General features: G+C 46.5%; 26 protein-coding genes. 1 reads left to right on the top strand and 25 read right to left on the bottom strand.

The window, feature by feature from the left end:
- The 7 genes from AB4Z17_RS03910 to AB4Z17_RS03880 form a co-directional block, all read right to left on the bottom strand.
- Positions 1-993: serine hydrolase domain-containing protein (locus tag AB4Z17_RS03910; RefSeq protein WP_441958242.1), on the bottom strand; the 993-nt coding region annotated here is incomplete at its 3' end.
- 38 nt (positions 994-1,031) lie between these two features.
- Positions 1,032-1,505, bottom strand: a complete 474-nt coding sequence (locus AB4Z17_RS03905; protein WP_441958240.1) for a GNAT family N-acetyltransferase — start codon at positions 1,503-1,505, stop codon at positions 1,032-1,034.
- A 37-nt stretch (positions 1,506-1,542) separates the two neighbouring features.
- Positions 1,543-1,800 carry a hypothetical protein gene (locus tag AB4Z17_RS03900; protein WP_441958238.1) on the bottom strand — a complete coding sequence of 86 codons (258 nt, stop codon included), beginning with the start codon at positions 1,798-1,800 and terminating at the stop codon, positions 1,543-1,545.
- Between the two features lie 43 nt (positions 1,801-1,843).
- Entirely contained in the window at positions 1,844-2,011 is a 168-nt protein-coding gene (locus AB4Z17_RS03895) for a hypothetical protein (protein ID WP_441958236.1), read from the bottom strand.
- A 140-nt stretch (positions 2,012-2,151) separates the two neighbouring features.
- The gene (locus AB4Z17_RS03890) at positions 2,152-3,984 is read right to left on the bottom strand and encodes an FtsX-like permease family protein (protein WP_441958234.1); all 1,833 of its coding nucleotides are present in this window, start codon (positions 3,982-3,984) and stop codon (positions 2,152-2,154) included.
- 9 nt (positions 3,985-3,993) lie between these two features.
- Complete coding sequence (locus tag AB4Z17_RS03885) at positions 3,994-4,800, bottom strand: ABC transporter ATP-binding protein (RefSeq protein WP_076270790.1); 807 nt, start codon at positions 4,798-4,800, stop codon at positions 3,994-3,996.
- Between the two features lie 234 nt (positions 4,801-5,034).
- Positions 5,035-6,291, bottom strand: coding sequence for an MFS transporter (locus AB4Z17_RS03880; protein WP_441912547.1), 1,257 nt, complete (start codon positions 6,289-6,291; stop codon positions 5,035-5,037).
- 595 nt (positions 6,292-6,886) lie between these two features.
- On the opposite strand from AB4Z17_RS03880, the gene AB4Z17_RS03875 reads away from it, so the two are divergent.
- Complete coding sequence (locus AB4Z17_RS03875; RefSeq protein ID WP_076270792.1) at positions 6,887-7,501, top strand: 3'-5' exonuclease; 615 nt, start codon at positions 6,887-6,889, stop codon at positions 7,499-7,501.
- Here the strand turns inward: AB4Z17_RS03875 and AB4Z17_RS03870 are convergent.
- From AB4Z17_RS03870 to AB4Z17_RS03785, 18 genes are all read right to left on the bottom strand, one after another.
- A complete protein-coding gene (locus AB4Z17_RS03870; protein ID WP_441912548.1) occupies positions 7,498-8,994 on the bottom strand; it encodes an alpha-glucosidase/alpha-galactosidase in 1,497 nt (498 codons plus the stop codon). The two genes, AB4Z17_RS03875 and AB4Z17_RS03870, sit on opposite strands and share 4 nt — an antisense overlap.
- A 132-nt stretch (positions 8,995-9,126) precedes the next feature.
- The gene (locus AB4Z17_RS03865; protein WP_441958233.1) at positions 9,127-10,041 is read right to left on the bottom strand and encodes an AraC family transcriptional regulator; all 915 of its coding nucleotides are present in this window, start codon (positions 10,039-10,041) and stop codon (positions 9,127-9,129) included.
- 32 nt (positions 10,042-10,073) lie between these two features.
- The gene (locus tag AB4Z17_RS03860) at positions 10,074-10,796 is read right to left on the bottom strand and encodes a nucleoside phosphorylase (RefSeq protein ID WP_441912550.1); all 723 of its coding nucleotides are present in this window, start codon (positions 10,794-10,796) and stop codon (positions 10,074-10,076) included.
- A 4-nt stretch (positions 10,797-10,800) separates the two neighbouring features.
- On the bottom strand, positions 10,801-11,475 hold the full coding sequence (locus tag AB4Z17_RS03855; protein ID WP_441912551.1) for a sulfite oxidase-like oxidoreductase: 675 nt from the start codon (positions 11,473-11,475) through the stop codon (positions 10,801-10,803).
- A 61-nt stretch (positions 11,476-11,536) separates the two neighbouring features.
- The gene (locus AB4Z17_RS03850; RefSeq protein WP_441912552.1) at positions 11,537-12,460 is read right to left on the bottom strand and encodes an ABC transporter permease; all 924 of its coding nucleotides are present in this window, start codon (positions 12,458-12,460) and stop codon (positions 11,537-11,539) included.
- A gap of 2 nt (positions 12,461-12,462) precedes the next feature.
- Positions 12,463-13,512 (bottom strand): ABC transporter permease, encoded by a 1,050-nt coding sequence (locus tag AB4Z17_RS03845; RefSeq protein WP_076270798.1) that lies wholly within the window; start codon positions 13,510-13,512, stop codon positions 12,463-12,465.
- Positions 13,505-15,004 (bottom strand): ABC transporter ATP-binding protein, encoded by a 1,500-nt coding sequence (locus AB4Z17_RS03840; protein ID WP_441958232.1) that lies wholly within the window; start codon positions 15,002-15,004, stop codon positions 13,505-13,507. Before AB4Z17_RS03840 ends, AB4Z17_RS03845 begins: the two co-directional genes overlap by 8 nt.
- A 116-nt stretch (positions 15,005-15,120) precedes the next feature.
- Complete coding sequence (locus tag AB4Z17_RS03835) at positions 15,121-16,158, bottom strand: BMP family lipoprotein (RefSeq protein WP_441958231.1); 1,038 nt, start codon at positions 16,156-16,158, stop codon at positions 15,121-15,123.
- 145 nt (positions 16,159-16,303) lie between these two features.
- Positions 16,304-16,747, bottom strand: a complete 444-nt coding sequence (locus AB4Z17_RS03830) for a MarR family winged helix-turn-helix transcriptional regulator (protein WP_441912555.1) — start codon at positions 16,745-16,747, stop codon at positions 16,304-16,306.
- A gap of 196 nt (positions 16,748-16,943) precedes the next feature.
- Entirely contained in the window at positions 16,944-17,837 is an 894-nt protein-coding gene (locus AB4Z17_RS03825) for an urease accessory protein UreD (protein WP_441958229.1), read from the bottom strand.
- Positions 17,837-18,565, bottom strand: coding sequence for an urease accessory protein UreG (gene ureG / locus AB4Z17_RS03820; protein WP_441912557.1), 729 nt, complete (start codon positions 18,563-18,565; stop codon positions 17,837-17,839). Before ureG ends, AB4Z17_RS03825 begins: the two co-directional genes overlap by 1 nt.
- Before the next feature lie 25 nt (positions 18,566-18,590).
- A complete protein-coding gene (locus tag AB4Z17_RS03815; RefSeq protein ID WP_441912558.1) occupies positions 18,591-19,283 on the bottom strand; it encodes an urease accessory protein UreF in 693 nt (230 codons plus the stop codon).
- Positions 19,284-19,325: 42 nt separating this feature from the next.
- Positions 19,326-21,041, bottom strand: a complete 1,716-nt coding sequence (gene ureC / locus AB4Z17_RS03810; protein WP_441912559.1) for an urease subunit alpha — start codon at positions 21,039-21,041, stop codon at positions 19,326-19,328.
- A complete protein-coding gene (locus AB4Z17_RS03805; protein WP_441912560.1) occupies positions 21,038-21,406 on the bottom strand; it encodes an urease subunit beta in 369 nt (122 codons plus the stop codon). The genes ureC and AB4Z17_RS03805 overlap by 4 nt, the downstream gene beginning before the upstream one ends.
- A gap of 93 nt (positions 21,407-21,499) precedes the next feature.
- Positions 21,500-21,802 carry an urease subunit gamma gene (locus tag AB4Z17_RS03800; RefSeq protein WP_441875885.1) on the bottom strand — a complete coding sequence of 101 codons (303 nt, stop codon included), beginning with the start codon at positions 21,800-21,802 and terminating at the stop codon, positions 21,500-21,502.
- A gap of 216 nt (positions 21,803-22,018) precedes the next feature.
- The gene (locus AB4Z17_RS03795) at positions 22,019-22,987 is read right to left on the bottom strand and encodes a D-alanyl-D-alanine carboxypeptidase family protein (RefSeq protein WP_441958227.1); all 969 of its coding nucleotides are present in this window, start codon (positions 22,985-22,987) and stop codon (positions 22,019-22,021) included.
- A gap of 96 nt (positions 22,988-23,083) precedes the next feature.
- Positions 23,084-24,178 (bottom strand): sensor histidine kinase, encoded by a 1,095-nt coding sequence (locus AB4Z17_RS03790; protein WP_441958226.1) that lies wholly within the window; start codon positions 24,176-24,178, stop codon positions 23,084-23,086.
- A complete protein-coding gene (locus tag AB4Z17_RS03785) occupies positions 24,168-24,872 on the bottom strand; it encodes a response regulator transcription factor (protein ID WP_441912563.1) in 705 nt (234 codons plus the stop codon). The genes AB4Z17_RS03790 and AB4Z17_RS03785 overlap by 11 nt, the downstream gene beginning before the upstream one ends.
- Positions 24,873-25,073: the final 201 nt, after the last annotated feature.

The raw sequence follows: 25,073 nt of genomic DNA, 5'->3' as shown, positions 1-25,073 counted from the left end.
GAGGATATCCGTGTCTATTTGCATGAGGATATGCTCATACACTAAATCTAGCATGGTTTGAAGCTCTATCATGGAAGAGAAGCTCGATGTTGCCGCAATGACAACCTGATGTTTGGGCGACAAAAAACATAACTGCCCATACCCGCCATTTCCCATATAACAGCCATCACGACATAGAAAAAATTGATACCCATAACCTTGGGAAAAATCGATGCGCTCTTCGTCTCGCGATGTATCGCTTTGCATGCTGGTGGCGAGTGAAATGTATTTCTCTGAAACGATTCGCTGGCCATTAAATATGCCTTTGTTTAGCAGCATTTGCCCAAACTTAGCTATCCCTTCAGTAGGAATACTTAGTCCCATTCCACCAGCAACGACGCCAAGCGGACAGGTTTCCCAAGAAGGGGATGAAATGCCTAGAGGCATAAACAAACGAGGCATTAAATATTCGGTTAGCTTTTGACCTGTTACTCTCTTAAGGATAGCAGACAACATATAGGTAGAATGTGTACTGTAACGGTAATAGGTTCCTGGCTTATGCTCTACTTCCATTGCTAAATAGGCTTTAACCCAGTCCGTTTGCTCCGCAACGCTTCCGTAAATATTGTCATGATGGCCGGCATTCATCGATAGCAGATGGTGAATGGTCATTTCAGCCAAGTTATCCGAAATCGCATGCGGCAGCTTATCAGGGAAAAAAGAGATAACCTTGTCTCTTAAATCCAACAGGCGCTCGTCACAAGCAATGCCTATTGCGATAGATGTGAAGCTTTTGCTAAGTGAGAATAACAGCTGCGGAGTGCCTGAACGATAAGGATCACGATAAAACTTGGAAGTAGCCTTGCCGTTTTGCATCAGGATAAAGCTGTTCACCTTCAAGTTTAATTGCTTGATTTGAGTAAAAAACGCAAGCAACGACTTTGATGTTAAACCATGGTTTTCTGGTCGATCCATTTCCATAACACTTATCAAGCCTTCAACATCGTTAGTCATGAATGCAATCACCCACTCTTTTATACTCAACGAATCTACTAGCCCAACTGTTTAATAAACGTCACTCTATCATAACCACTGCTGAAATAATCCTTTTCATATAGGCTGATTTCAAATCCGATCCGTTGATAAAACGTTATCGTGTCTTCATTACCCGGATGCCCTAAAGTATAAAGAATAATTTCCTTCTCTTTCAGCTCGTTTACTTTATTGCAGATGGTAGAAAGCAAAGCTTTGCCAACGCCCGCTCGTTGAAAATCCTTTTTCACGACTACGCCTACGATTTCATAAAGTCCTACTTCATTATTAAATAGGTATCCTGCATGACCCATAATTTGATTGTCATCGCTATAAGCTACATAATATTGGCTTTTACCCGCTGGAGCTTTGGCGAAGTCCGCCCACCGAGGCGGATATCTTTCAATAACGAAATCTGGGAATTGCAGCGGATGCTCCGATAATATATTTATTACATCCTGCCTGTCGTTGTGCTCGAACAATCGAATATTCATATTTTATTGTCCTCCTAGTCGGCTTCATCTCGTGCATTCACTTAAGATTCTCATTAAAAATCTTTTTGTATGGAGAAGTGTTAAACTGATCCTCGATCACATCTACTCTTCTCCAAAATTCGTTCTCATCAAATCCGTCATAATCCATTACGATAAAATCTGCAAGGTTATGAAAAACATGCGCAATGTGGAAACTTCTATAAAAGTTTTCCTCGTTAAACTCCCCACTATTTTTTATATCAAGGAAGGCTTGATAGATCAGTTTCTCATACGCTTTCTTCTTTGATTCATTCAAAGAAACCGCTCCCTTTAATCGATGGTTATGCTCTTCTGCTGTTCTACATATCGGCAATCGTAGGCGGCAGCTCAACCGTGCACTCTAGTAAGCGCCGAGCTGGCGTATCAAAGCGGTTGAAGTAATGCCCTTCCCAGTCAGCATCTTGAATTGCTCGTAATCTGATCTCCTCATCCTGCCAAAAATATTGACTATAATCTATTTCTCTCATGTGATCCTCCCATAATCAATAATCGTATTAAGCGCTATTATACATAAAATTAATATTAAAAAGGAAATTATTTGTAATGTCCTATCCAAATAAAGAGCCCTCAGGTCATTCGTCCTGAGAGCTCCTTTTTTTGGTTACCTTTAATGTACAGCCTTATCCCGCTTTGACAGCACGATGTTCTGGTACAATCGAACGGTTAATAGATAGTAAGCAGCATAGATAACCACGAACAACGCAATGGGAATCCATAAGCGATAATATGGCTCAGTTAACATAAACGAGAAGAGATTCATACCAACTAGAACATGCGTGAGCCCAACGATACCAGGAAATAAAAATACGAGGAACAGCTCGTGATAGATTGAACGCGATAACCTCTCTCTCCTTACCCCAAGCTTGCTGAGCATCTCATATCGCTGAACATCCTTCGCTGCACCCGATAATATTTTGAACATTAAGCAGCTCGCCATCATAGCAAGAAAGGCGATGCCAAGGAAAAAGCCCATAAAGACTGTACCGCTAGCGATACCTATTGCATTCTCATAGTTCTTGTACTTGCTCCATGATAGGTACTCCCCATTGGATTTCTCTGTTTCCAGCTGGTCTAGTGCCTTCCATGACATCCGATAAGCGAGGAAATCACCCGTCCTTCCGATCACAACGAACTGTTCCTTTGCTTCAAGCTTTGCGAACTCTCCTGCATCAACAAGCCTGAACTCACTTATGGGTGGCGAAATCTCCCAGATGAAACCTCTCCACTTCTGACTGGACAGCTCTTCTGTATCCGTATTATCTGCATCACTCGCAGAGCCTGCTGGAAGAGGGCCTTTGATCTGTTCTATCTCATCCCAATACTCGCGGCCCTGCCCCGAATGAACAAATGGCCGCTGGCTCTCGAGGTCCTCTTTCGCATAATAAACCATTTCGTTTTCTATTTTGTAGCGATACTTGAACTGCTCCTTGAACGGAATGGAAGCGAGTATCTTTGCTTCTTCCGCATTCGGGTTATGCACGATCGCGTCATAAACGCGGTAGCTCTCTCCCCTAATTTTCGCATCGTTCACAAAAGCCATACCTCCAGCAATTGCACCAGCTCCAAGAGCAATCAGCATCGCTACCGTTGCCAGCAGCTTCGTTAAGCCATTTATTCGGAAGCTCAGCTGGCCGAAAGTGAAGGCACGAATTCCACGTGTTTGATTCCTCTTTTTCATTCTTACTACAAGTGGCGGGAGCAGCATCATAAACAGAAGGTACGTTCCGAGCGGTGTCATGAATGTTGCGGTATACAATCCATTCTCCCGCAGCTGCTCCATAAACGTAAGGGAGAAGTAACCGAGCCCGAGAGCAATTGCTCCGACGATGCTAAGTACAATTTTCCACGGGCTGCTTCCCCATAGCCGATCTGCTTGCATATTGCCATGGACAAGATGCAATACCTTCATGCGAGAAAGCTTCAGCTGATTCCATATCGCAGACAGTCCAAATAAACAAGTAAAGAAGATGATAGTAAATAAAATGGCTGGTCCAAATACGGCATGATAACCGATAAGACTCGTCTGAAGCTGCTTAGCCATGAGATGCCCAACAAGCGTGGATAAGCCAAACCCGAGCCCAAGCCCAACCGCTAGTGAAATAATGCCGAGCGCAATCGTCTCAATAAACATTAAAGTACGTATTTTACTTTTGCGTGCCCCCAGAACGAGATAGAGACCAAATTCCCGCTGGCGCAGCGACAGCAAAAAGCTGTTGGCATAAATAATGTAGAAAAAAGTGATCGCCGAGAGCAGTACCGAGCCTAATATATAGACGAGCCCAATTGAGTTGATAACTGCATTTGCCTCCGTAAAATCGCGGTTCCACGCCATCGTCTGGAACATATAAAAGATGGCTATCGACATGACAAGTCCAGCAAGCAGCACGATATAATCTTTGAATTTGCTTTTCATGCCGGATAAAGCTAGTTTTATAAGCATGTTCTCACCTCACTGCCTTTCCGATTCATAAGTTTCATCGGATGCAGCAGCTGCAGCTGCCGAGCCATAATCGCCGAGCACGTCCAAAATTTGCTTATAAAAGGATTCACGGCTGCCCGTGCGGTACAGCTCTTTCACAAGCTGACCATCCTGTATAAATAAAATTCTTCCGCAATAGCTTGCACTGAACGCGTCATGAGTCACCATGAGAATCGATATTCGCTGTTCCTCGTTTAGACGCTTCATCGTCTCGAGCAGACTAACCGCATTTTTCAAATCAAGCGAGCCTGTCGGCTCGTCACCCAGCAGCAATGCAGGCTCATGAACGATGGCGCGCGCCGCGGCTGTTCGCTGCCGCTGCCCTCCTGAGATCATCGCTGGATATTGTTCGGCTAGCGCTGTAATACCAAGATTGTCCATAACTTGACGCACTTTGATTCGGATTTCGCCAGCAGGGACGTCCTGCAAGGACAAGGGAAGTGCGATATTCTCATAAACTGTCAGATTGTCGAGCAGATTAAAATCTTGAAAAATAAACCCAAGCCGCTGCGCCCGGAAATCCGAAAGCTCACGGGCTTTCATTCGTGTAATATCCGTTCCAGCAATTGAAATGGTACCCTCTGTTGGATTATCCAGCGTCGAGATTACGTTGAGCAGTGTGGTTTTGCCCGAACCGGAAGCTCCCATAATGCCGATGAACTCTCCTTCTTGCATCGTGAACGAAATATTGTTCAGCGCATAAACCTGATTCGCCTTATTGCTTCCGTATATTTTGGATATTTGTCTTATATCAATAACGGGATTTTTTGTTGTCATAGCTTAGTGACATCTCCTTCTGCCTTGGTACCTGTACGATACCCTGCACTCTACTTAGTATAAGGAAGACGCCTAAAGCGAGCTTAATGTAACCGTTAAGATTTCATAAAGATTATCTTAATACTTTTTTACGATTTAACAGACAGCTCCTGAACTTCACGGCAAAAAGCCCCAACCATGTCATACCACGGTCGAGGCTCCTCTTTCAAGATAATTAATATTACCTGCGTCTTGTTAATTTTGCTCCGAGTTTTGCTTCTCCTTAATGAGCCATACCGATATGTATTGCAATACCGCCATGGCAAACAGCACAATTGGCATCCATACAGATTGCAGATCTTTAGCAAGTATAATGAGCAAGCAAATGGAAAGCACCCTTCCCGCATTTAGAAAAAGCTCCCGCATGACAACGGATTCTATTCGCAGCTGCCCTTTTAGAGGCAATGTCCCGATTAAGCGATAATAATAGGAAGTAAGCGTATTGACGGCAAGCGGATTGCATATCGAGAACAAAATCATAAATAAGGCAACCGACCAAAATTCCACTTGAATGAGCAGCAGCGATGAACCGATGGCTACTCCAGTTGTAGACAGGAGCACATATTTGCGTACTTGCTCCTTCTGTGCTTTTCTTGAAATCACATAACCCGTCGCTACCGTAAGCGAAGAGAAGAAAACACCCAAATAGCCTACCCAATCCTCACGCCCAACCGTCTGATACAGCATAATATTCGGCAGAAAGAGCATAATTCCCTGAAATAGACCTAATACAAAAAAGCTGTACAATGCCTTCAGCCAGCGACGATTCTTATGCATCACCAGGCCCATGAATTTTAAATAATAGGCTTTGTGATGTGATTTGATCATCGGAATGCGGAAGCTGACGATCGCTGCGATAAGGAACATAATGAAGGCAAGCGTGAAAATAATGATGTAACCCTGCAGCCCCTCGCTTCGCTGAATAATGAACCCCGCAAGCGCCGGCCCAGCGAGTCCGGATGCATTAAAGAAAATCATATTGATTGCAAGAAAACGTATGCGATTCGCTTCCGTTGAGACATCATATTGAATAACTAAATAACCAGTCCAGTAAAGCCCCGCGGCGATCCCATTAAAAATAGCAAACCATATGTAATACTGAGCCACATGCTCTTGTGCAATGACGACCATCAAATAGAAGATGGCAATCATGACGATACCCAGTCGATAAGTGACCATACGATCATGCCGCTTCGCAATCCAGCCACCTAATGCAAAGGCCGGAGGCGTTACGATGAAAACGATGATGTTATAAATTCCGTTTACTGTCAAATCCTGCGTTAACCGCCACAAATATAAATTGAGAAACAAACCCGACATCGATGCGCCAAACTGAAAGCAGCAATGAATGATTAAAGCCGTTATCGCTTCCTTGCTAAGTCTGCTCTCTGGCGGAAGCGGCGTACCTTTCATTACATTCCATTTACTCCAAAATCTCGACCCCGTCCGCATTTGCAGCATCCCCCGTTGCTTCTCAACTGAAAAGCGCTTTCTTTTCTATTTAGTTTATCACATGGCTATCATATACCCTCGACTCAATAAAGCGCTCACTCCTTCAAAATAGCCGTTATTCTTCCATATGGAGCAATCAAGTAACCGTATTCATTGTTTATATCCTTTGTTCGCATGATTAGACTTGCCGATCCGACTTGAAAATAGTAGACATAGCGATTAAACAGATCTAATTTGGTTAATTTTTACATGTGCTTCAAAAGCATGCTAATCGTACCTAATCGAGAATAGCCTCACCCCTCAAATCACAAAATACAACCATTACATTAAGAAGGGGGTGAACCGATCATGGCGAAGCAGCAAGGTCATGCAACCAAAAATACAACGACAAAAACTTCCGACAAAAAAGGCAATGCATCCGGCAATAACCACTAGTCCGCAAAACGAATTTATCAAAGCAAAAACGACCCATTACCGGCTTACTAAGCTCTGGTAATGGGTCGTTTTATGTTCACAATGAAGGTTATTTATCTTTTTTGTCGAATTATTTCATATACGATTGCAACTTATAACTAAAAAAAGTGGTGAACCAACTATGACTAATCATTCTTATACGGTAATCGATTTTGAAACGAGCGGCCTTGATCCGAAGAAGGATCGTGTAATTGAGATGGCTGCGATTCGCTGCGTGAACGGTGAAATAGCGAGTGAATTCAGTACTCTCGTACGTTACGATGGCAAGCTGTCTGCCAAAATAACAGAGCTGACCGGCATCACGGATGAGATGACCTCCTACGGCATGGACGAGGACACCGCATTCCGTATTTTGAACCGAATGATAGGCGATAACGTTTTGATTGCTCATAATGCTGCCTTCGACCTTGGTTTCCTGCACCATTCCTTGCTTCGCATTGCGGGCAGATCATTTTCGAACAGCTTCATCGATACGCTCACGATTAGCCGCGCGCGGCATGTTTATCCGCATACACTGAAAGACATGTCCGATCGTTATGGCATTCCGCTCATTGGCGGTCATCGTGCACTTAATGATGTTATCGCTTGTTGGGAAATTTTCCGCAAGATGGATGAAGAGCAATCGGTAGAGAGCTACCTCAATACACTAGGCTACCTCAAGAAATTTGGACCGCCTGCTTGGACGCCGCCAGGGACTAGACTTGAAGCTATGGAGCTGAAATACGCTCCGCGTTAAACCCGCTCCTTGCCCTTATCCGATTCGCCTGCATTTTTATTAGCGGCATCTCGGTCCTGCTGCATTTCCTCAACCGTCTTCACCTTCAAACGCGCTGCGCCTTTATAATCACGCGTAGGAAGCAAAGGTCCTTCCTCTAGGCGTTTCTTGGCTGCCGCGATCGAATCTGTATACTGCGGCAGCCACTGCTCCTGCGCCACAAGCATCTCATCGACCATCTGCCAAATTTCCTTCGGATTGCAAACCGCGCCAACTAGCGGGTCCATCATAAAAGCCTGTCTGAGCAGGTTAATGTCGCCATTTATGGCTGCCTCTACAGCAAGACGCTGCACAGAGATGCTTACATTGCACACCGCAGCGGCACCGAGCGGCAGATCCCCCACGATTGGCATTGAGATGCCGTTGCGATCAACATAACCTGGCGCTTCAATGATGGCATCGTTAGGCAGGTTAGCTATGACCCCTTTGTTTTCCACATTAAAGTGACCTCGGTAGATTCGTCCTGTTTCGAGTCCTTCAATGATGTATGAACCGTGCTCATGACTGCGCAGCTCCGACTTGAATTCATTTGCAGGGTCCTTCATCCAGTTTGGAAAATCTGTCTCGAACCAATTGCGTCCCTCCGTGCATACACGAAGATACCCGCCCGTTTCTCCGTTAATCCATGAGCTCAAATCAATCCAATCGTTAATTTCTTCAGGCCGCTTCCGATACCAAGGGACGTACTCGCTCAAATGTCCGTTAGACTCTGTACTGTAATACCCGAAGCGGCGCAGCATATCAATGCGTACCTTCTCCGTACGGCTGAAATCTGGATGTTTCTCAAATGCTTCGAGCAGCTTGCCGGTTAGATCCTCACCGTTATGCTTAATTTGGATGTACCAGGTTTGATGGTTGATACCTGCGCAAATAATGTCTACTTCCTCTTGCTTCAGTCCAAAAGCTTCGGCTATTTGCCAGTGTCCGCCTTGCACACCATGGCATAGACCAATCGTCCGGACACCGCCATACTTGTTGCATGCCCAAGTCATCATCGCCATCGGGTTAGCATAGTTGAGCAGAAGCACATCCTTTGCAGCAACCTCGCGGATATCTCGGCAAATGTTCATCATCTCAGCGATGCCCCGCTGTCCATACATAATGCCGCCAGCACAGAGCGTATCGCCAACGCATTGGTCAACGCCGTATTTGAGCGGAATATCAACATCGGTTGCGAAAGCCTCAAGTCCACCGACACGAATAGTGCAAATGACGTATTTCGCTTCCTTCAAGGCTTCGCGCCGATCTGTTGTTGATTGAATGGAGATCGACAGGCCGTTCTCATGAATATCACGCTGACAAAGCGCAGTCACCATCTCCAGGTTATGTGCATTAATATCTGTAAATGCGACTTCAATGTTTTGAAACTCCTGTACGGCGAGCAAATCCCGCAGCAGTCCACGCGTGAATCCAATCGAGCCTGCGCCTATAAATGCAATTTTAAAAGTAGACATGCCAATCAGCCTCCGATTATCGTCTAAATAGAGTTTGTTTAATCTCCTCTACATTTTAGCAACGATAAAACGGAAGCGTTATCAATATTGTGACCAACTGCCATTCATAGTGTCAGAAATCGTCACTTTGGATTAATCATTGCGCTGCCAGCGGAAGTCCAATGTTTGCGTATCGACCGAGTGACGGTAAGCAATTGGCGTCTGCTTAGTATATTTTTTGAACATCGCATGAAAGTATTGCCTGCTCCCCACACCAACATAATCACAAATATCCGCTATTGCAATATCCGTCTCACGGAGCAGCATTTTTGCTTTCTCCATTCGCAGCTCCGTTAAATAACCTGTTAGCGTTTGGCCTATCTGCGCGCGAAATACGCGGTGCAAATAACCTGGATGCAAGCTTACAGCTGCAGCAATATCCTTTACTTGAATATCTCTATCATAGTTATGATGCATATATTCAATCGATTGCTTCACATAAGCTTCAATCGGATTAGCCCCTTTTACGCCAGCTTCCTTATGAAGCCGCGCTATCGCCAAGATCAGTTGAGCAAACAACAGCTCTGCCTTCATATTGACGCTCCTGCCTCGGCTGTCCAGCTCAAGCACTAGGCTCTTTAGCACCTGATACACTTCATTCGGATCACGCAAAAACAAATAAGAGGACGGCTCTGTGATCAGTCTGTCCACAAATTCGTCCTCCAACGCTAGCTGCCGTATAGAGGGAAACGCCGATGGGCGTTCCCTAAAATCAAATTCAACATTTAGCATCCGGCAGGGCCCGCGCTCGTCCACGGTAAGTCGGTGCGGAACATTCGCATCAAGAATAATGAAATCACCCTTTTTGAGCGTCATTTCACATGCTTGACTCGTTGCCTCTGCCTCCAGCTCTATTCCGCAAGCTCCGGAAATGACATACATAATTTCGATTGCATCATGCGTGTGGAAGGCCATCTCGTAATCAGACCATTGCTTAAAATAATAAGCAAACACATGCGGATAAAAATCTCCATTCAGCCATTCTCGCTTAAACAACGTCCCACTCACGTGAAGCCCCCCTTACTTAAAGACAAGTATGGTTACGCGGATGCAAGCTTAACGACGGCAAGAAGCGCCGTTTCAATCTCACGCTCGATTGCTTTCGCTACAACATCTGTATGCGGATCATATTCGCCCGCCAAATCAGAATCTGCGTAACCGTCCAGTGCGAGAATCGCTCCCGCGCGTGCACCGCGCATTGTTGCGATAACGAACAAAGCAGCAATTTCCATTTCAACAGCTAGTGCGCCTGCTTGTTTGTACTGGCGATGCGGAATATCTACAACTCCTGAGAAAAAGACATCAAGCGTTACCGTTATGCCTTTCTTAACAATGCCTTCGCTCTCAAGCGCAGACGCATACAACGCTTCAGTAACCGCGCTGTCTGCAACAGCCGGGAATCCTGCCGGCACCAGCTGATGCGTAAGCCCTTCCGCTCTAACGGCCGCTGTGCTGACGATGAGGCTTCCTGCAGGGTGATCTGCTGAATAAGATCCTGCTGTACCGACACGAATAAGTGTCTTAACGCCTCCGCGGATAAGCTCCTCGAAGCATACCGCTGCTCCTGGCGAACCTACGCCGTGGCTTACCACGGCTAGCCTTACTCCTTGATATTCACCAACAAATGTCCGATATTCGCGAGCGAATGCAAGCTCTTTTACATTGTCGAGCTTCTGTGAAATCGTCTCCGCGCGGCGTGGATCACCGCATACGATAGCGTAATCCGGCAAATCTTCTGGGTTAACTTGTAGTATAGGCAGCATCTGATTAATCAAACTCCTTCGTTATCCATTCGTCTTCCGGCATCGAATTTTCTTCGCTCGTGAAGCGTTGTTCTTTAAATGGATCGGCATAGTTGTGGAAGCCGTTGCGCTCCCAGAAGCCTTCGCGATCCTCTTTCATAAACTCGATGCCTCTAATCCATTTTGCGCTTTTCCAAAAATACAAATGAGGTACGAGCATCCGCATCGGCCAGCCATGCTTGTCAGTCAGCGGCTCACCGTCAAATCGATGCGCAAGCAGCACATTGTCGTGCAATAAATCCTCAAGCGGCACATTCGTGTCATAGTCCTCATCCGCATGAAACATAACATATTTGGCATCTGGCTTAACGCCCAGCAAAGGCAGCAAGTCCTTGAACTTAATGCCTTCCCATTCTGTGTCCAGCTTCGACCAGCGCGTTACACAATGAATGTCGCACTTCGTTTGGGTTTGAGGCATAGCAAGCAGCTCTTCGAAGCTGAACGTACGCTCCTCCTCTACCTCGCCGAATACTCGCAGCGACCAGGTGTTGATGTCATAGGAAGGAACCTCTCCCTCATGCAAAATCGGAAATCGCTCGGTCATCGTTTGACCAGGCGGAATCCGATGAGCGATCTCAGGAGCAAGCACCGTCTGTTTAATGCTATTCACTTTTTTGAGACGTTCTGCTTTTTTATGCATCTCGTATACCTCCAAATTCCATTCCTTGCTGATTCATTTCAAGCTATAAAGCATCTCTGCTCTACCTGGAGCTCTCATTCGACTTGCGAGCTTCCTGCATATAACCTTTATCTTTAAAGAACAACATAGCGAGAATCGTAACGATATAAGGCAGCATCATCGTAAAATGAGTTGGCAGCGCGAAGCCCTGCAGCCTGATGCTGAGTGCATCCATAAATCCGAACAGCAAGCTTGATGCCGCAACACCGATTGGATTGGATTGGCCTAACATCGTTGCAACGAGCGCAATGAAACCTCTACCGGAAGTCATTCCCTCTGTAAACATAGTAACATTGCCGAGCGACAGCTGCGCGCCTGCTAACCCGCACAGAGCGCCGCAGAGCAGCACTGCTCCATATTGAATGCGAGTTACCTTGATGCCTAAGCTTTTGGCTGCTGTTGGATTCTCTCCAGCTGCCAGCAAGCGAAAGCCCGTAACCGTTTTGAACAAAAACAGCTGCAGCACAATAACGAGAATGATGGACAAGTATACCAGCGGGGAATGCCCGGATAAAACTTCTCCGAACCATGGAATATCCTTTAACAATGGAATATCCCATTTAGGCAGCCCAATCATATCCTTATTGTAGTATGCGCCTTTCACATCAAAGATCGCACGCAGTGAGAATGTCGTCAGTCCAAGCGCCAGAAAGTTAAGCGCAATACCAACAACGATAACATTCGCTTTCAGATGAATACTCATAAAACCGAAGAGTACTGAAAATAAAACTGAACATACTACCGCAAACAATACGGCTGCGAACACATTTCCTGTGAAGTGGTTGCCTACAATCCCAGAAAATGCACCGATCAATACTAAACCTTCAAGGCCTACATTAAACAAACCAACACGCGCGCATATTGCGCCGCCGAGTGCCGCAAGCAGAATTGGTGTAACCATACGAAGCGTCGAGGCATACAGCGAGACATCTAATAAAAAATCCATACTTATGACCTCGCCTTCCTGCGTTTAATGAACGAATATGTGAACTTAGCAGAAACGAACAAAATGAGCACCGCTTGAATAATGCTGGATACCTCCAGCGGAACATCTGTATTCCGCTCCATGCCCATACCGCCGGTCTGCAGTGCAGCAAGCAAAATCGCTGCTACAGCCGTTCCGAGCGGATGCGATCCGGCAAGCAATGTGGCCATAATGCCCGACCATGCGTAACCTGGCGAAGTCAAAGCGCCATCCAAATAGCGGTACTGCGTGCCGAGCACTTCAACGGAGCCAGCTAGTCCAGCAAAACCTCCGCTGACGAACATGCTGATAAGCATCATTTTTCCACGCTGCACGCCGCCATAGCTTGCAAACAACGGATTGCCGCCAAGCATTCTAATTTCATAACCCTTAACAGTATAGCGCATGAACAAGAACAGCAATATTGCTCCGACTACAGCAATAATAAATCCGCCATGAAGGCTCATTCCTTTAAACAGCTTCGGCAGCCATACGCTTTGATCAAGCATAACCGTCTGCGCCATTGCAGCAGAACCTGTACGATCCTTGAGCGGATACGATACAATATACCCTGCAAACAACGTTGCAATATAATTGAGCAATAATGTGGTAATGAGCAGATTCATTCGAAATCTAGCATCGAGCCAGCCTGCGAAAGCCGACCATATTCCCCCGGAAATAATTCCAGCTATAATAGCAGCTACGAGCTTAAACCAACCTGGCCCTGGCAAATAGATTGCCGTTACCGCTGCGCTTAGAGCGCCTAATACCATTTGGCCTTCTGAGCCCATATTAAAAAATCCAGCACGGAATGCCAGTGCCACCCCTAGGCCAATAAGGATAATAGGCGTAGCTCTACTGAGCGTATTCGTAAAAAAATAAAAGCTGCCGAAGGCGCCCTTCCACATTTCCGCGTATGTCTCCATTACGGAGCCTCCGACGATCACAATGGCAATCGCACCCGCTGCTAAACCAATGATAACAGCCAAAAGCGGCTGTAACAGCGAACGTCCGAATTGTACCAGCTTATCCAACCGCTTTTCCTCCCGCCATTAACAAACTAATTTGCTCTTCTGTAGCTTTGTCAGCATCCAGTTCCCCTACGATCTTACCTTCATACATGACCAACACACGGTCAGATAGCTTCAAAATTTCAGTCAGCTCTGATGAAACAAGCAATATTGCTCCGCCTTCATCCCGCTTCTTTAGAAGCTCGCCATGTATAATTTCCATAGCGCCGACATCAACGCCGCGCGTTGGCTCCGCAGCGATAAGAAACGGCGTCTTCTGCGCAAGTTCCCGTGCAACGATAAGCTTCTGTAGGTTTCCGCCGGATAAATACTGAGCTTTTGTAGATAAAGAGCCCGTTTTTATCCCAAAGCGTGTCACCCACTCGCCTACCATCTGACGAATGCTTGTCCCATTCAATACACCAAGCTTTTGATGCTTGTCAGCATGTCCCATCAAGCCATTCTCGGTAACGGTCGCATCCTTCGCAACGCCCCACTGGTAACGGTCCTCAGGAATATGAGCAAGCCCGCTTTCACGAATATCGCCAACTGGCGCACCGGTCATATCTTTACCCAGCAGCTTGATTGTGCCGGCTCCGGGTTTCATTAAACCGGATATCGTCTGCAATAGCTCGGATTGACCATTGCCAGAAATACCCGCGATTCCCACAATTTCGCCACCGTTAACATGAAGGCTAATATCGCTAAGCAGCGGCTTCGCTTTGACACCTGGAATAGATACATTCGATACCTCAAGAACAGGCTTGCCTCTGCTCACCTTATTCCGTGATATATGTACTAAATCCCGGCCTACCATAAGCCGTGACAAATGTTCCGCATTCGTGTCTTTCGCTTCGACTGCTCCCGTAACCTTGCCATCTCGAAGGACGGTAACACGGTCAGCAACTTCCATAATTTCTTGCAGCTTATGACTAATAAGAATAAAGCTTTTGCCCTGCGCCGCTAATCCTTTAATTGCAATGAGCAGCTCTTTCACTTCGAGCGGCGTCAAGACGCCAGTTGGCTCATCCAAAATAATAACTTCTGCGCCCTGATAGAGCACCTTCAATATTTCAACGCGCTGCTGCATGCCGAGCGAGCAATCTGCAACTTTCTTCCATGGGTCTACCGGCATGCCATAAAGCTTGCCGATTCTTTCCACCTCTGTGGCAGCTGCCTTGCGGTCAAAGCCTACCCCTTTGGAGGGCTCGCGCCCAATGACGATATTTTCGGCTATCGTAAACGTCGGGAATAACATGAAATGCTGATGAACCATTCCAATCTTATGCTTAATCGCATCAGCAGGGTTCCCGAACGAAACCGGCTTTCCGTCAATGCGAATTTCACCGCTAGTCGGACTTTCCATCCCGTACAGAATACGCATTAACGTCGTTTTCCCTGCACCGTTTTCACCTACTAAGGCATGAATTTCTCCTTTTTGCAGCGAAAACTGAACATTGCTATTTGCGGTTACGCTCCCATATGACTTCGTAATGCTGTCCATTTGCAGCAACATACAAAAGCTCTCCCCTTTCAATCCCGATATAAACAAAAAAACCGCTCCCTCGATTACAGAGGAAGCTTCTAGGCAACAAGCAAACCGGCTGCATGGGTAGCAGCCGGCGTGTTGTTCTATTGAGCTAGCGGATTAACTACTACGATTTTACCAGATTTAATGTCTTCTGCGATAGCTTTTACTTTATCGACATTTTCTTGGCCGATAAACGGGCTAAGCGTCGATTTGCTGTCTCTTGTTACGAAAGTCAAGCCTACGCCGTCTTCTTTCAAGCCGTAGTCTGCAACGCCGAATGCAAAGCTGCCTTCAACGAAGCTTTTCACTGTTTCGTAAGCAACTGCATCCGTACCTTTCAATTGTGAAAGCACGATATGCTCTGGATCTTCATCCGTACGGTCTGTATCTTGACCTGAAGTGAAGAAGCCTTTTTCTTTCGCTGCATCAAACACACCATTGTMGCCAACTGCTGCCATACCTGCGATAAAGTCAGCGCCTTTGGACTGTTGAAGAAGCGCAAGCTCTTTACCTTTAACTGGATCTGTAAAGCTGCCTACATAGTTGATAAGGAATTGTGCATCTGGGTTTGTGCTCTTCAGGCCTTGTTCAAAGCCTGATGTATATTTGCTAAGAAGTGGTGCATCCATTGCAACGACTGCACCCACAATATTTGTTTTAGTTGCAAGACCTGCAAGTGCTCCCATCAAGTAAGAAGCTTCATGCTCGCGGAAGTTAACGCTGCGAACGTTTGGAAGATCAACTACAGTATCGATAATTGCAAAAGACTTGTCCGGATTTTCAGCAGCCACCTTCTTAAGTGCATCTTCTGCTTGGAATGTTGCTGTAATAATCAAGTCGTAATCTTCTGCTACAGTTGCACGAAGATTTTGTTCAAAACCCGCTGGGTCAGTGGACTCAATTGTTTTCACTTCAGCGCCGAATTCGGAGCCTGCTTTTTTGAAGCCTTCATCCATCAATACAAAAAACTTGTTAACGCCAATTTTTTCGGGCAATACAAGAGCGATTTTTTTCTTGTCCGCTTTGTCGCCTGCACCGTTATTCGCTGCGTTTCCTGGTTCATTTTTGTTGGATCCGCAAGCTGCAACAATCGCAACCATTAGAAACAACGATACCGCCAAAGCAAAAACCTTTTTCATCGTAATCTCCCCTAAACAATTGAATGTATTAATTCCTTTTAATCCTAGTTGTTTTATCGGATTTTGTCAATCTTTTTCGATTCGACAAATTTCTAGTTTATTCTACACTAAATTCATCCACAATAATAATGAAATATGAAATTAGTCACGAATTTGTAACATCCGTCTCCATATTATGACTCATTTGCTCAAACATCCGCACACCTTGCTCCATATCAGCGATCGACATGCCATCGAACAGCTTAAGCATAAGCTTTGAGCGTATCGTCTCAATTAATTGAATGATTTCCATACCCTCATCTGTAATTTCGAGCATCACGACACGCCGATCCTTCTCGCCTCGTTCGCGCTTGACATACCCGAGCTCTATCAAACGATCAGCAATTCCAGTAACTCCACCACTAGTGATAAGCAGCTGCTCAGCCAAAGCTGATGCTTTCTGTGGCCCCGATTTCCCTAAAATAATTAACATTTTCCCATGGGTCATGCCTAAGCCATGCACATTATAGGTGTGCCATTCGGTGTTTATTTGTCTTCTCACTTGACGAAATGATTCGTCCAGCCGCCTCATTAACTCTTGTCTCTCCATATCTGAAGCTTCCAATTGATCACCAACCTATCTACTTTCTTTAGTCCATCCTGTTGTTCATATTATACCTTCCCTTTCTTTGTTTAACTAACGTTCTGCACGAAATAAATATGAAACCTTTTTGATTTAGCACAAAAAGACCAACCGAAGGTTGCAGGTTGACCTTTTTGTCTGAAAAAATATAAAACTGCTTAATTTATCCTTGCAAAAATCGCAGCGGCGGCTTGCCAAGCAGTCCCATTCGCGCAGTCTGCCACAGCTCTTGCATTAATTGCTGCAGCGGCCATGCTGCCGTTGAGGCTGCGGACACCGCAACACCGTATCGATAGGTCATAGACGCCCCGCCAATTACTTTATGAGCCTCGGGAGCTTCGAAGCTGTCCAGTTTCTCCTGAAGCTGCTCCAGATGGCTTCTGTTGACACGATCACTGAACATATAAAAGGTTGCCCAGTGCGTCATCTCGTCCCAGCTGCCAGGCGCAGTTATAACTTGACTGCCTGGCACTACTCGCTGACGCTGCGAGAAGATAAGCTCTTCACCATAATGAACGGTTAATGAATTGCTGTATGAGCGATAGTCGAAGCGTTCGCCGCGAAGCGTGCGGCCTGGACAAAGGACGTCGGCTTGCAGCCAAGCGGACCCTTTTTGCAGTCGAACCTGAGTATCGTTTCGAAAGGCCGCTTCCTTATATAGCATAATGGGCTCCGGCATATGCTCGACGACTGCATCTGTCTCTAGTTCGAACAATTGCTGCATCGAAGAGTCACTGTTAGGTAAACTAGGATGCACCTTCGTATACGATTGATTCGTAATCATGACATGAGAATGCTGCTCGGCTGTCCATTCCAGCTCATACCGGTCACCGCTAAGCAGGCCAGGTGAAACATCCATTACGATTACGCCCAGCTGACCAGCCAGTGGAAAAGCTTTGGCAATCTTTATCGGAGCAGTATGATATTTATTGCCGATTAACGTTTGACCGAGGCGGCTGGCAAACGTTGCACGCAGTACGGATGTCCTGACCTCTCCCACTGCATTATCCTCGTGCCGAATGGCTGCAGCCTCTGCACTGCTTTGCTCACGCCTCATTAGGAAGCTGTGTGCCGCTTGTCATCAGGTATGCTCGTAAGCTGAATCACATGCGAGTGTTCCGTTCCGCGCGCATGTGCTACCTCATGTGTAAGCCAATTCACAATCTCATCCACGCCATCGCCGCCAAACAAATTAGAGAAAACGAAAGGTCGCTCCCCGCGCATCTTAATTGTGTCAGCTTCCATAACTGCGAGACTCGCTCCTACATACGGCGCAAGATCGATTTTGTTAATGACAAGCAGGTCCGAGCGCATAATGCCAGGTCCGCCTTTGCGTGGAATCTTCTCGCCTTGGGCGACATCGATAATATAAATAAAACGATCGACAAGCTCAGGACTGAACGCCGCAGCAAGATTATCTCCGCCGCTCTCAATGAAAATAAGATCCAGATGGTCAAAGCGCCGCTCCAGCTCCTCGATCGCTTCAAAATTCATCGATGCATCCTCTCGAATGGCTGTATGCGGGCACCCGCCAGTTTCAACACCGATAATACGTTCTTCCGGCAGCACACCCGTATTGAACAAAATACGAGCATCCTCCTTCGTGTAAATATCGTTCGTAATGACAGCGAGGCTGTATTTGGTATGAAGCTCACGCGTTAATCGTTCTACAAGCGCTGTTTTTCCTGAACCTACTGGTCCCCCGATACCGATTCGGATCGGCCTTGAGCTGTCTATTGCCGGGCTTTCCCATTCCTGATGCGTATGTCCTTGTCCTTGGCACATTTTTCATTCCTCCATTAATTTATAATTAAGACATAAATAATCGCGAATATAACCTCTCGTGGCGCATCATCGCCATCTCCGCCATCGGCATATTAGAATAGGCTTGTTCCGGCTCCATCGCACGCACGATTTTCAAGGCGTCTGCTGTTAGCGGTATAAGCCTTGCGAGCAACGATTGACCCTCCGTCTGTCCCATCGACATCAGCCGCAGAGCGCTGTTGACGCAAGTTACGATGCAAGTATACAAATAGCCTTGGATCGCTTTCTCCTCCGATATGCCAAGCACCCAGCAGGCATAGCCGTGCGAGAGAGGATGGGAAGCAAAACAATTCCCTGCCTTCATTGCTTCCAGTAAAGGCGACCAATCCAGCTGCGGATGTATAGCTGCTGCAAGCTGAAGCAGCCGACGCCCCATTTTCTCTACGCCGCTGCGTGTTTCTGATGCGACCCTTTGCAAATGAACAATCCGCTCAATCGCCCACACCTTCTCCCAATTCCCTTTTGGCGCATCCCTATATACGGCCTTGATCACCATCGCATCCGAGCTTGCCCAGCTTTGCAAAAGCATGGCTGAGGCATAATCATAGAGCTGAGCTGAACGATTCATACGGCCATCTTGAACCATGGTCTCAAGACCGAACGAATGCGAGAAGCCGCCGATCGGCAGTGCTGAATCGAGCAGCTGCTGCATAGCCAGCCATTTCATATCATCATTCAATTTTTCGCTCGCCCTCCTGTCCTCCATGGCCGCAGCGCGCAGCTAAAATAAGAAATAACGCTGCGCCATCGGCAGCACCTCAGCTGGCTCGCAGGTCATATGCTCGCCATCTACCAGAACATGATAGGTTTCCGCGTCCACCTCAAGCTTAGGCGTTGCATCATTGTGGATCATATCCTTCTTCGTTACGCTGCGGCAGCCTTTTACAGGTTCAATACGCTTCTGCAGTCCGAGCTCCTTCGCAACCCCGAGGTCATAGGCTGCCTGAGATACAAAAGTAATCGAGCTGCTGAACACCAGCTTCCCGAAGGAAGCGAACATTGGCCGACCGAACACAGGCTGCGGTGTTGGGATTGAAGCGTTTGGATCACCCATCTGCGCAAATGCGATGCTCCCGCCCTTCAGCACAAGATCCGGCTTGACGCCAAAAAACATCGGATTCCAAATGACAAGATCGGCGAATTTGCCCGCTTCCAGCGAGCCTACCAGATGAGAGACACCATGCGTGATCGCAGGATTAATCGTATATTTGGCAATGTAGCGCTTAATACGGAAGTTATCATGCTGTTCATTGTCCGGAAGGAGCGGTCCTCGCTGCTTTTTCATCTTGTCTGCCGTTTGCCATGTGCGGATAATAACTTCTCCTACGCGCCCCATCGCTTGTGAATCGGAGCTAATCATGCTGAATACGCCCATATCATGCAATATATCTTCCGCTGCAATCGTCTCCGGCCTAATCCGAGAATCAGCAAATGCAACGTCCTCAGGAATGCTGCTGTCCAAATGGTGGCAAACCATCAGCATATCCAAATGTTCTTCTATCGTATTAATTGTAAAAGGACGAGTAGGGTTCGTGGATGACGGTAAAACATTCATCTCGCCTGCCGCGATAATGATGTCTGGGGCATGACCGCCGCCCGCGCCCTCGGTATGATACGTATGAATCGTTCTTCCGCCAATGGCCGCAAGCGTATCCTCAACAAAGCCTGCCTCATTCAGCGTATCGCTGTGGATAGCAACTTGAATGTCGTACTGATCTGCGGCTTGCAAGCAAGCGTTAATTGCTGCTGGTGTTGTTCCCCAGTCCTCATGCAGCTTAAGCCCAATGGCTCCCGCTTCAATTTGCTCAATGAGCGGAGCGGTGAACGAAGCATTGCCTTTACCCGTAAAGCCGATATTCATCGGAAAATGTTCGGCTGCCTCCAGCATGCGCCGCATATGCCACGCGCCAGGTGTAACCGTCGTTGCATTGGTTCCTGTTGCCGGACCTGTTCCGCCGCCGATCATCGTCGTGACGCCTGAGGAAAGCGCCGTTTCAATTTGCTGCGGACAAATAAAGTGAATATGCGAGTCAATGGCTCCTGCTGTTACAATCTTTCCTTCACCAGCAATAACCTCGGTACTTGCGCCAACAATCATATTCGGGTGCACGCCGTCCATAATGTCTGGATTTCCGGCTTTGCCGATACCAACGATAAATCCATCCTTTAAGCCGATATCCGCTTTCACAATGCCGGAATGATCGATAATAACGGCATTCGTAATCAATGTATCCAGCACACCCTCATCACGCAGCGCGCCGCTCGACTGCCCCATGCCATCGCGTATAACCTTGCCGCCGCCGAACTTGCATTCGTCGCCATACACCGTGTAATCATGTTCAATCTGTGCCCATAGCTCCGTATCTGCCAGCCGAATGGCATCACCCGTTGTAGGGCCAAACATGGCCGCATAGCTGCGTCGATCCATCTTAGTCATTTACCTTCGCCCTCCCAAGCCGCAAGCCGTTCGCGAACAACATCTGGCATCCTGCCGTTCTCCGCTTTCCCTTGGCTGAGACCATTAAGTCCATAAGATAGCTTTGTACCACCCAGCTCAACGACGGTTATAGGCTTCTCCTCACCGGGCTCGAAACGAACCGCTGTCCCTGCTGCGATGTGAAGACGCATCCCGAAAGCTGCCTCGCGATCAAACCTCAATGCACGATTCACTTCAAAAAAATGAAAATGAGAGCCTACCTGAACCGGTCTGTCTCCAGTATTTACTACAATTAACTGCTTCGTCATTCGCCTTGCATTCAATTCAATTTCACCGTCAGCCGTTCGATATTGTCCAGGTATCACAGGCCATTCTCTCCTCCCCTATAAAGCTGATCGTTCACATGCCACTTTCTATATCAAATGAAATGATGCCCAGAGCCGTTTTACTTATCGTTTTCAAGTTATCGGGTCGTGAATGGTAACAAGCTTCGTTCCGTCTGGGAAAGTCGCTTCCACCTGAACCTCGTGAATCATTTGCGGAATGCCAGTCATGACTTGATCTGCATTCAAAATTTTTGTTCCAAATGCCATTAGCTGTGCAACGGTCATTCCATCACGAGCGCCTTCCATAATTTCAGAGGTGATTAACGCTATGCTTTCAGGATAATTAAGCTTCAAGCCGCGATTCATTCGTCGTCTTGCCAAATCTGCAGCGATCGTAATGAGCAGCTTTTCTTTTTCACGTTCGGTCAATTGCATATACTCACCTCTTTATCTGTATTAGTTTTATTATAAACAGCAAATACGGGTTCGTAAATCATTTAATGTTAGTTTTTATGACATAAAAACAAAAAGTCCAGAAAAAGCGACTCGCGCTCGTTCTAGACTTAACATGACAATAACACAATTATTTCAATGAGAATAATCGACTTTTTTCAGCAACATTCGAGAAAAACAGATTTACCTCTACCTAGTTCATCCTACTTTAAAGCCTAGTTTGCTTTGAACATGCCCCATCACGCTCTCCAAGCCGCTTAATTGAAAACCGTATTCAAACAGCTTCCCTGTTTCCGTGAATCGCTGCTCTGGCGTCTTCGCCCCCATAATGACGGATACAAGCCGTTTGCCATCCTGCTTTGCAGTACCTGTAAAGCAATAGCCAGCCTGCACGGTATAACCTGTTTTCAATCCGTCATTGCCCGGAAATGCATACGGCATGCCGCTTAGCATCATGTTTGTCGTCTTCAATCTTTGCGAGGTGCTCGCAAGCTTCACGCTATTGCGGCTGGAAACATCGACTACCTCAGGATACTTCTTCAGTAAATAGGCAGCTAGTGTTGCTGTATCCTTAGCTGACATCATAGTATCCCTTTCCGAAGAAGCAGCTTCGAACGGAAGCAGATCCTCATGGCTAAGCCCCGTTGCATTCGCAAAGACGGTTTGATTGGACAAGTCCAGCTTAGCAGCCCGATTGTTCATTAATTGAACAAATGCAGCCTCACTGCCGCTAACATGCTCTGCAAGGGCTACTGCCGCATCGTTCGCGGAATGAATCGCCATCGCTTCAAAAAGCTCTCTAACCGTATAGGTCTCCCCTGCCGCAAAGCCTATTTGGGAACCTGGCACCTCTGCAGCATAAGCGCTGGTTTTCACTTGTTCTTTCCAATCAAGCGTACCTTCACTTGTGAGATCTAATAGGATAAGCTCTGTCATCAGCTTCGACATGCTTGCAGGCGGCAGCGCTTCATTTGCATTTTTTTCGTAGAGCACTTCCCCTGTATTGAGATCTATTAAAATCGCTGAGCTAGAATCCAATTGCAAATCAGCTTTAGATGGGCTGCCTTTTAATGAAATGACGTAAAAGACACTGACGATCACTCCAATTGCGGTTAGAAGCCACAAGATTGTACCTCCACGTTTTCTTCCATACGTTTCTTGCTGCATAAAAAACGATCCCCTTTCACTGTCTCTTCTATACAACCAAGTATAGGAGAGTCAGTTTAAGGAGACCGTAAACAAACCATAAGAAACCCTTAATTATTAATTAATAATCGGCAATGTTATACGGAATGCCGTTTGCTCCGAATCACTCGTCACCGAAATCGTACCTTCATGCTTTTCAACGATGCCTTTGACAATGGCAAGCCCTAAGCCGGAACCGCCTGACCACTGTGTTCTTGATTTGTCTACGCGATAAAATCGTTCAAAAATATGAGGAATGTCCATCATTGGAATCGGTTCACCAAAATTAATAACCTCGATAACGGCTGCACTGCCCTCCAACTGAACCGTCACAACGACCTGTTTGCCGTCTCTGCCGTAATTCATGGCATTCACTATCAAGTTCTCGAATACACGCACAAGCTTGGCTGCATCTCCCTTGATCATGACTGACGTTTTATCTGTCACCAGCTTGCTCTGCATTCCCGCTTCCTCCAGCGGCAATCGAAACTGCACAAGCAGCTGTCCGAGCATTTCGATTAAATTAAAATTCGTTACTTTAAGCGCAGTCGTATCATGCCTCATTCTCGTATATTCAAAAAGATCATTAATGAGGACATTCAGTCGCATCGATTTTTCATAAGCGATTTGAACATAGTGGCGCAGCTCTACCTCGTCTCGATAACGATCCTGCTCAATCAATCCCAAATAGCCAAGCACTGATGTTAAAGGTGTACGCAAATCATGGGAAACGTTCGTAATCAATTCGTTTTTGGTTTGCTCTGCCTTCCGCTCTTCCACGAGCGCATGATGGAGCCTTCCTGCCAAGCTGTTCATATTGGCTGCCATAGGACCAAATATATTTCTTTTCCGCACTTCGATTTTGTAATCCATATCATAGGTACCGTCAGCAATGCCGCGAACCGTCTTATTCATTTGACCGAGATAATGAAATAAGCTCCACTGGAGAATGATGTAGTAAAAAACAGACATTACAATCCCCGCAGCACCATACACAAGCCGTCGATCAAACCTATCAATGAATTGATACAAAACTCTCATTGGCCTTACATTATCGATAAGCCACATTCCGAACCCTAATAGGATATACAGTGAAAAGGCCGCTAGCACGGCGCTTATCGCGATATTCAGCAACGAACGGAAGACAAGCTTTAATGCAATGTTATCCTTCAATTTTATAGCCAACCCCCCAGACCGTGATGATCATCTTATCACCAAGCTCCTTCTCCAGCTTATCTCTGAGCTTGCTGATATGGACCATTACCGTATTGTTGGAATCAAAATATTTTTCTTTCCACACCTGCTGGAAAATATCCTCCGCACTAAACACGCGGCCAGGCTGGCCAGCGAGCAAATGCAAAATGCCGAACTCAGTAGAAGTCAGATGAAGCGGATTGCCGTCTATTTCAGCCGTATGGCTCAGCTTATCGATCCGCAGCGGTCCAAGGCGAAGCTCCTTATCTTGCCGCGCCCCATTATTCGCACTTGCTTGACCGCTGTACTGATAGGATCTTCTCAGTAAAGAGCGTACTCTAGCGACAAGCTCAAGCGGATTAAACGGCTTGATCATATAATCGTCCGCACCGGTCATCAGCCCCATAATTTTATCCATATCCTCTGCTTTTGCACTGAGCATTAGAATGGGGACCGATTGATCGCGCCTGAGCCGCCTCGTAGCTTCCAGCCCGTCCATATTCGGCATCATGATGTCTAAGATGACTAAGTCAAACGGATCTCGCGCATAAGCAAGCAGCGCCTGCTCCCCGTCATACGCCTTTTCGGTAATAAACCCTTCATTTTTCAAATAGATCTCTATAAGATCGGCAATTTCCCGCTCATCATCAACAATTAATACTCTTCTTTCCAATTTCAAGCGCCTCCTTATTCATCTTCAAATTATTCTCATCGTTACCAATGAGCATACTATACATGATTAACCTGCATGATGTCCTATTGTTTCACGGAATATCACAATGTTTAAGCCATTTTTAATGTTTTTTTAACATTTCTTTGCGAAACGCCTTTCGGCTGACGTTATAGCCAACGCCCGTCCGTTGTGATAAAATCG

The sequence above is a fragment of the Paenibacillus sp. TAF43_2 genome, from assembly GCF_052113545.1.
Taxonomy (GTDB): Bacteria; Bacillota; Bacilli; order Paenibacillales; family Paenibacillaceae; genus Pristimantibacillus.
Note: the sequence above shows the minus strand (reverse complement) of the source record. Positions and strands in the feature narration are given on the sequence as shown.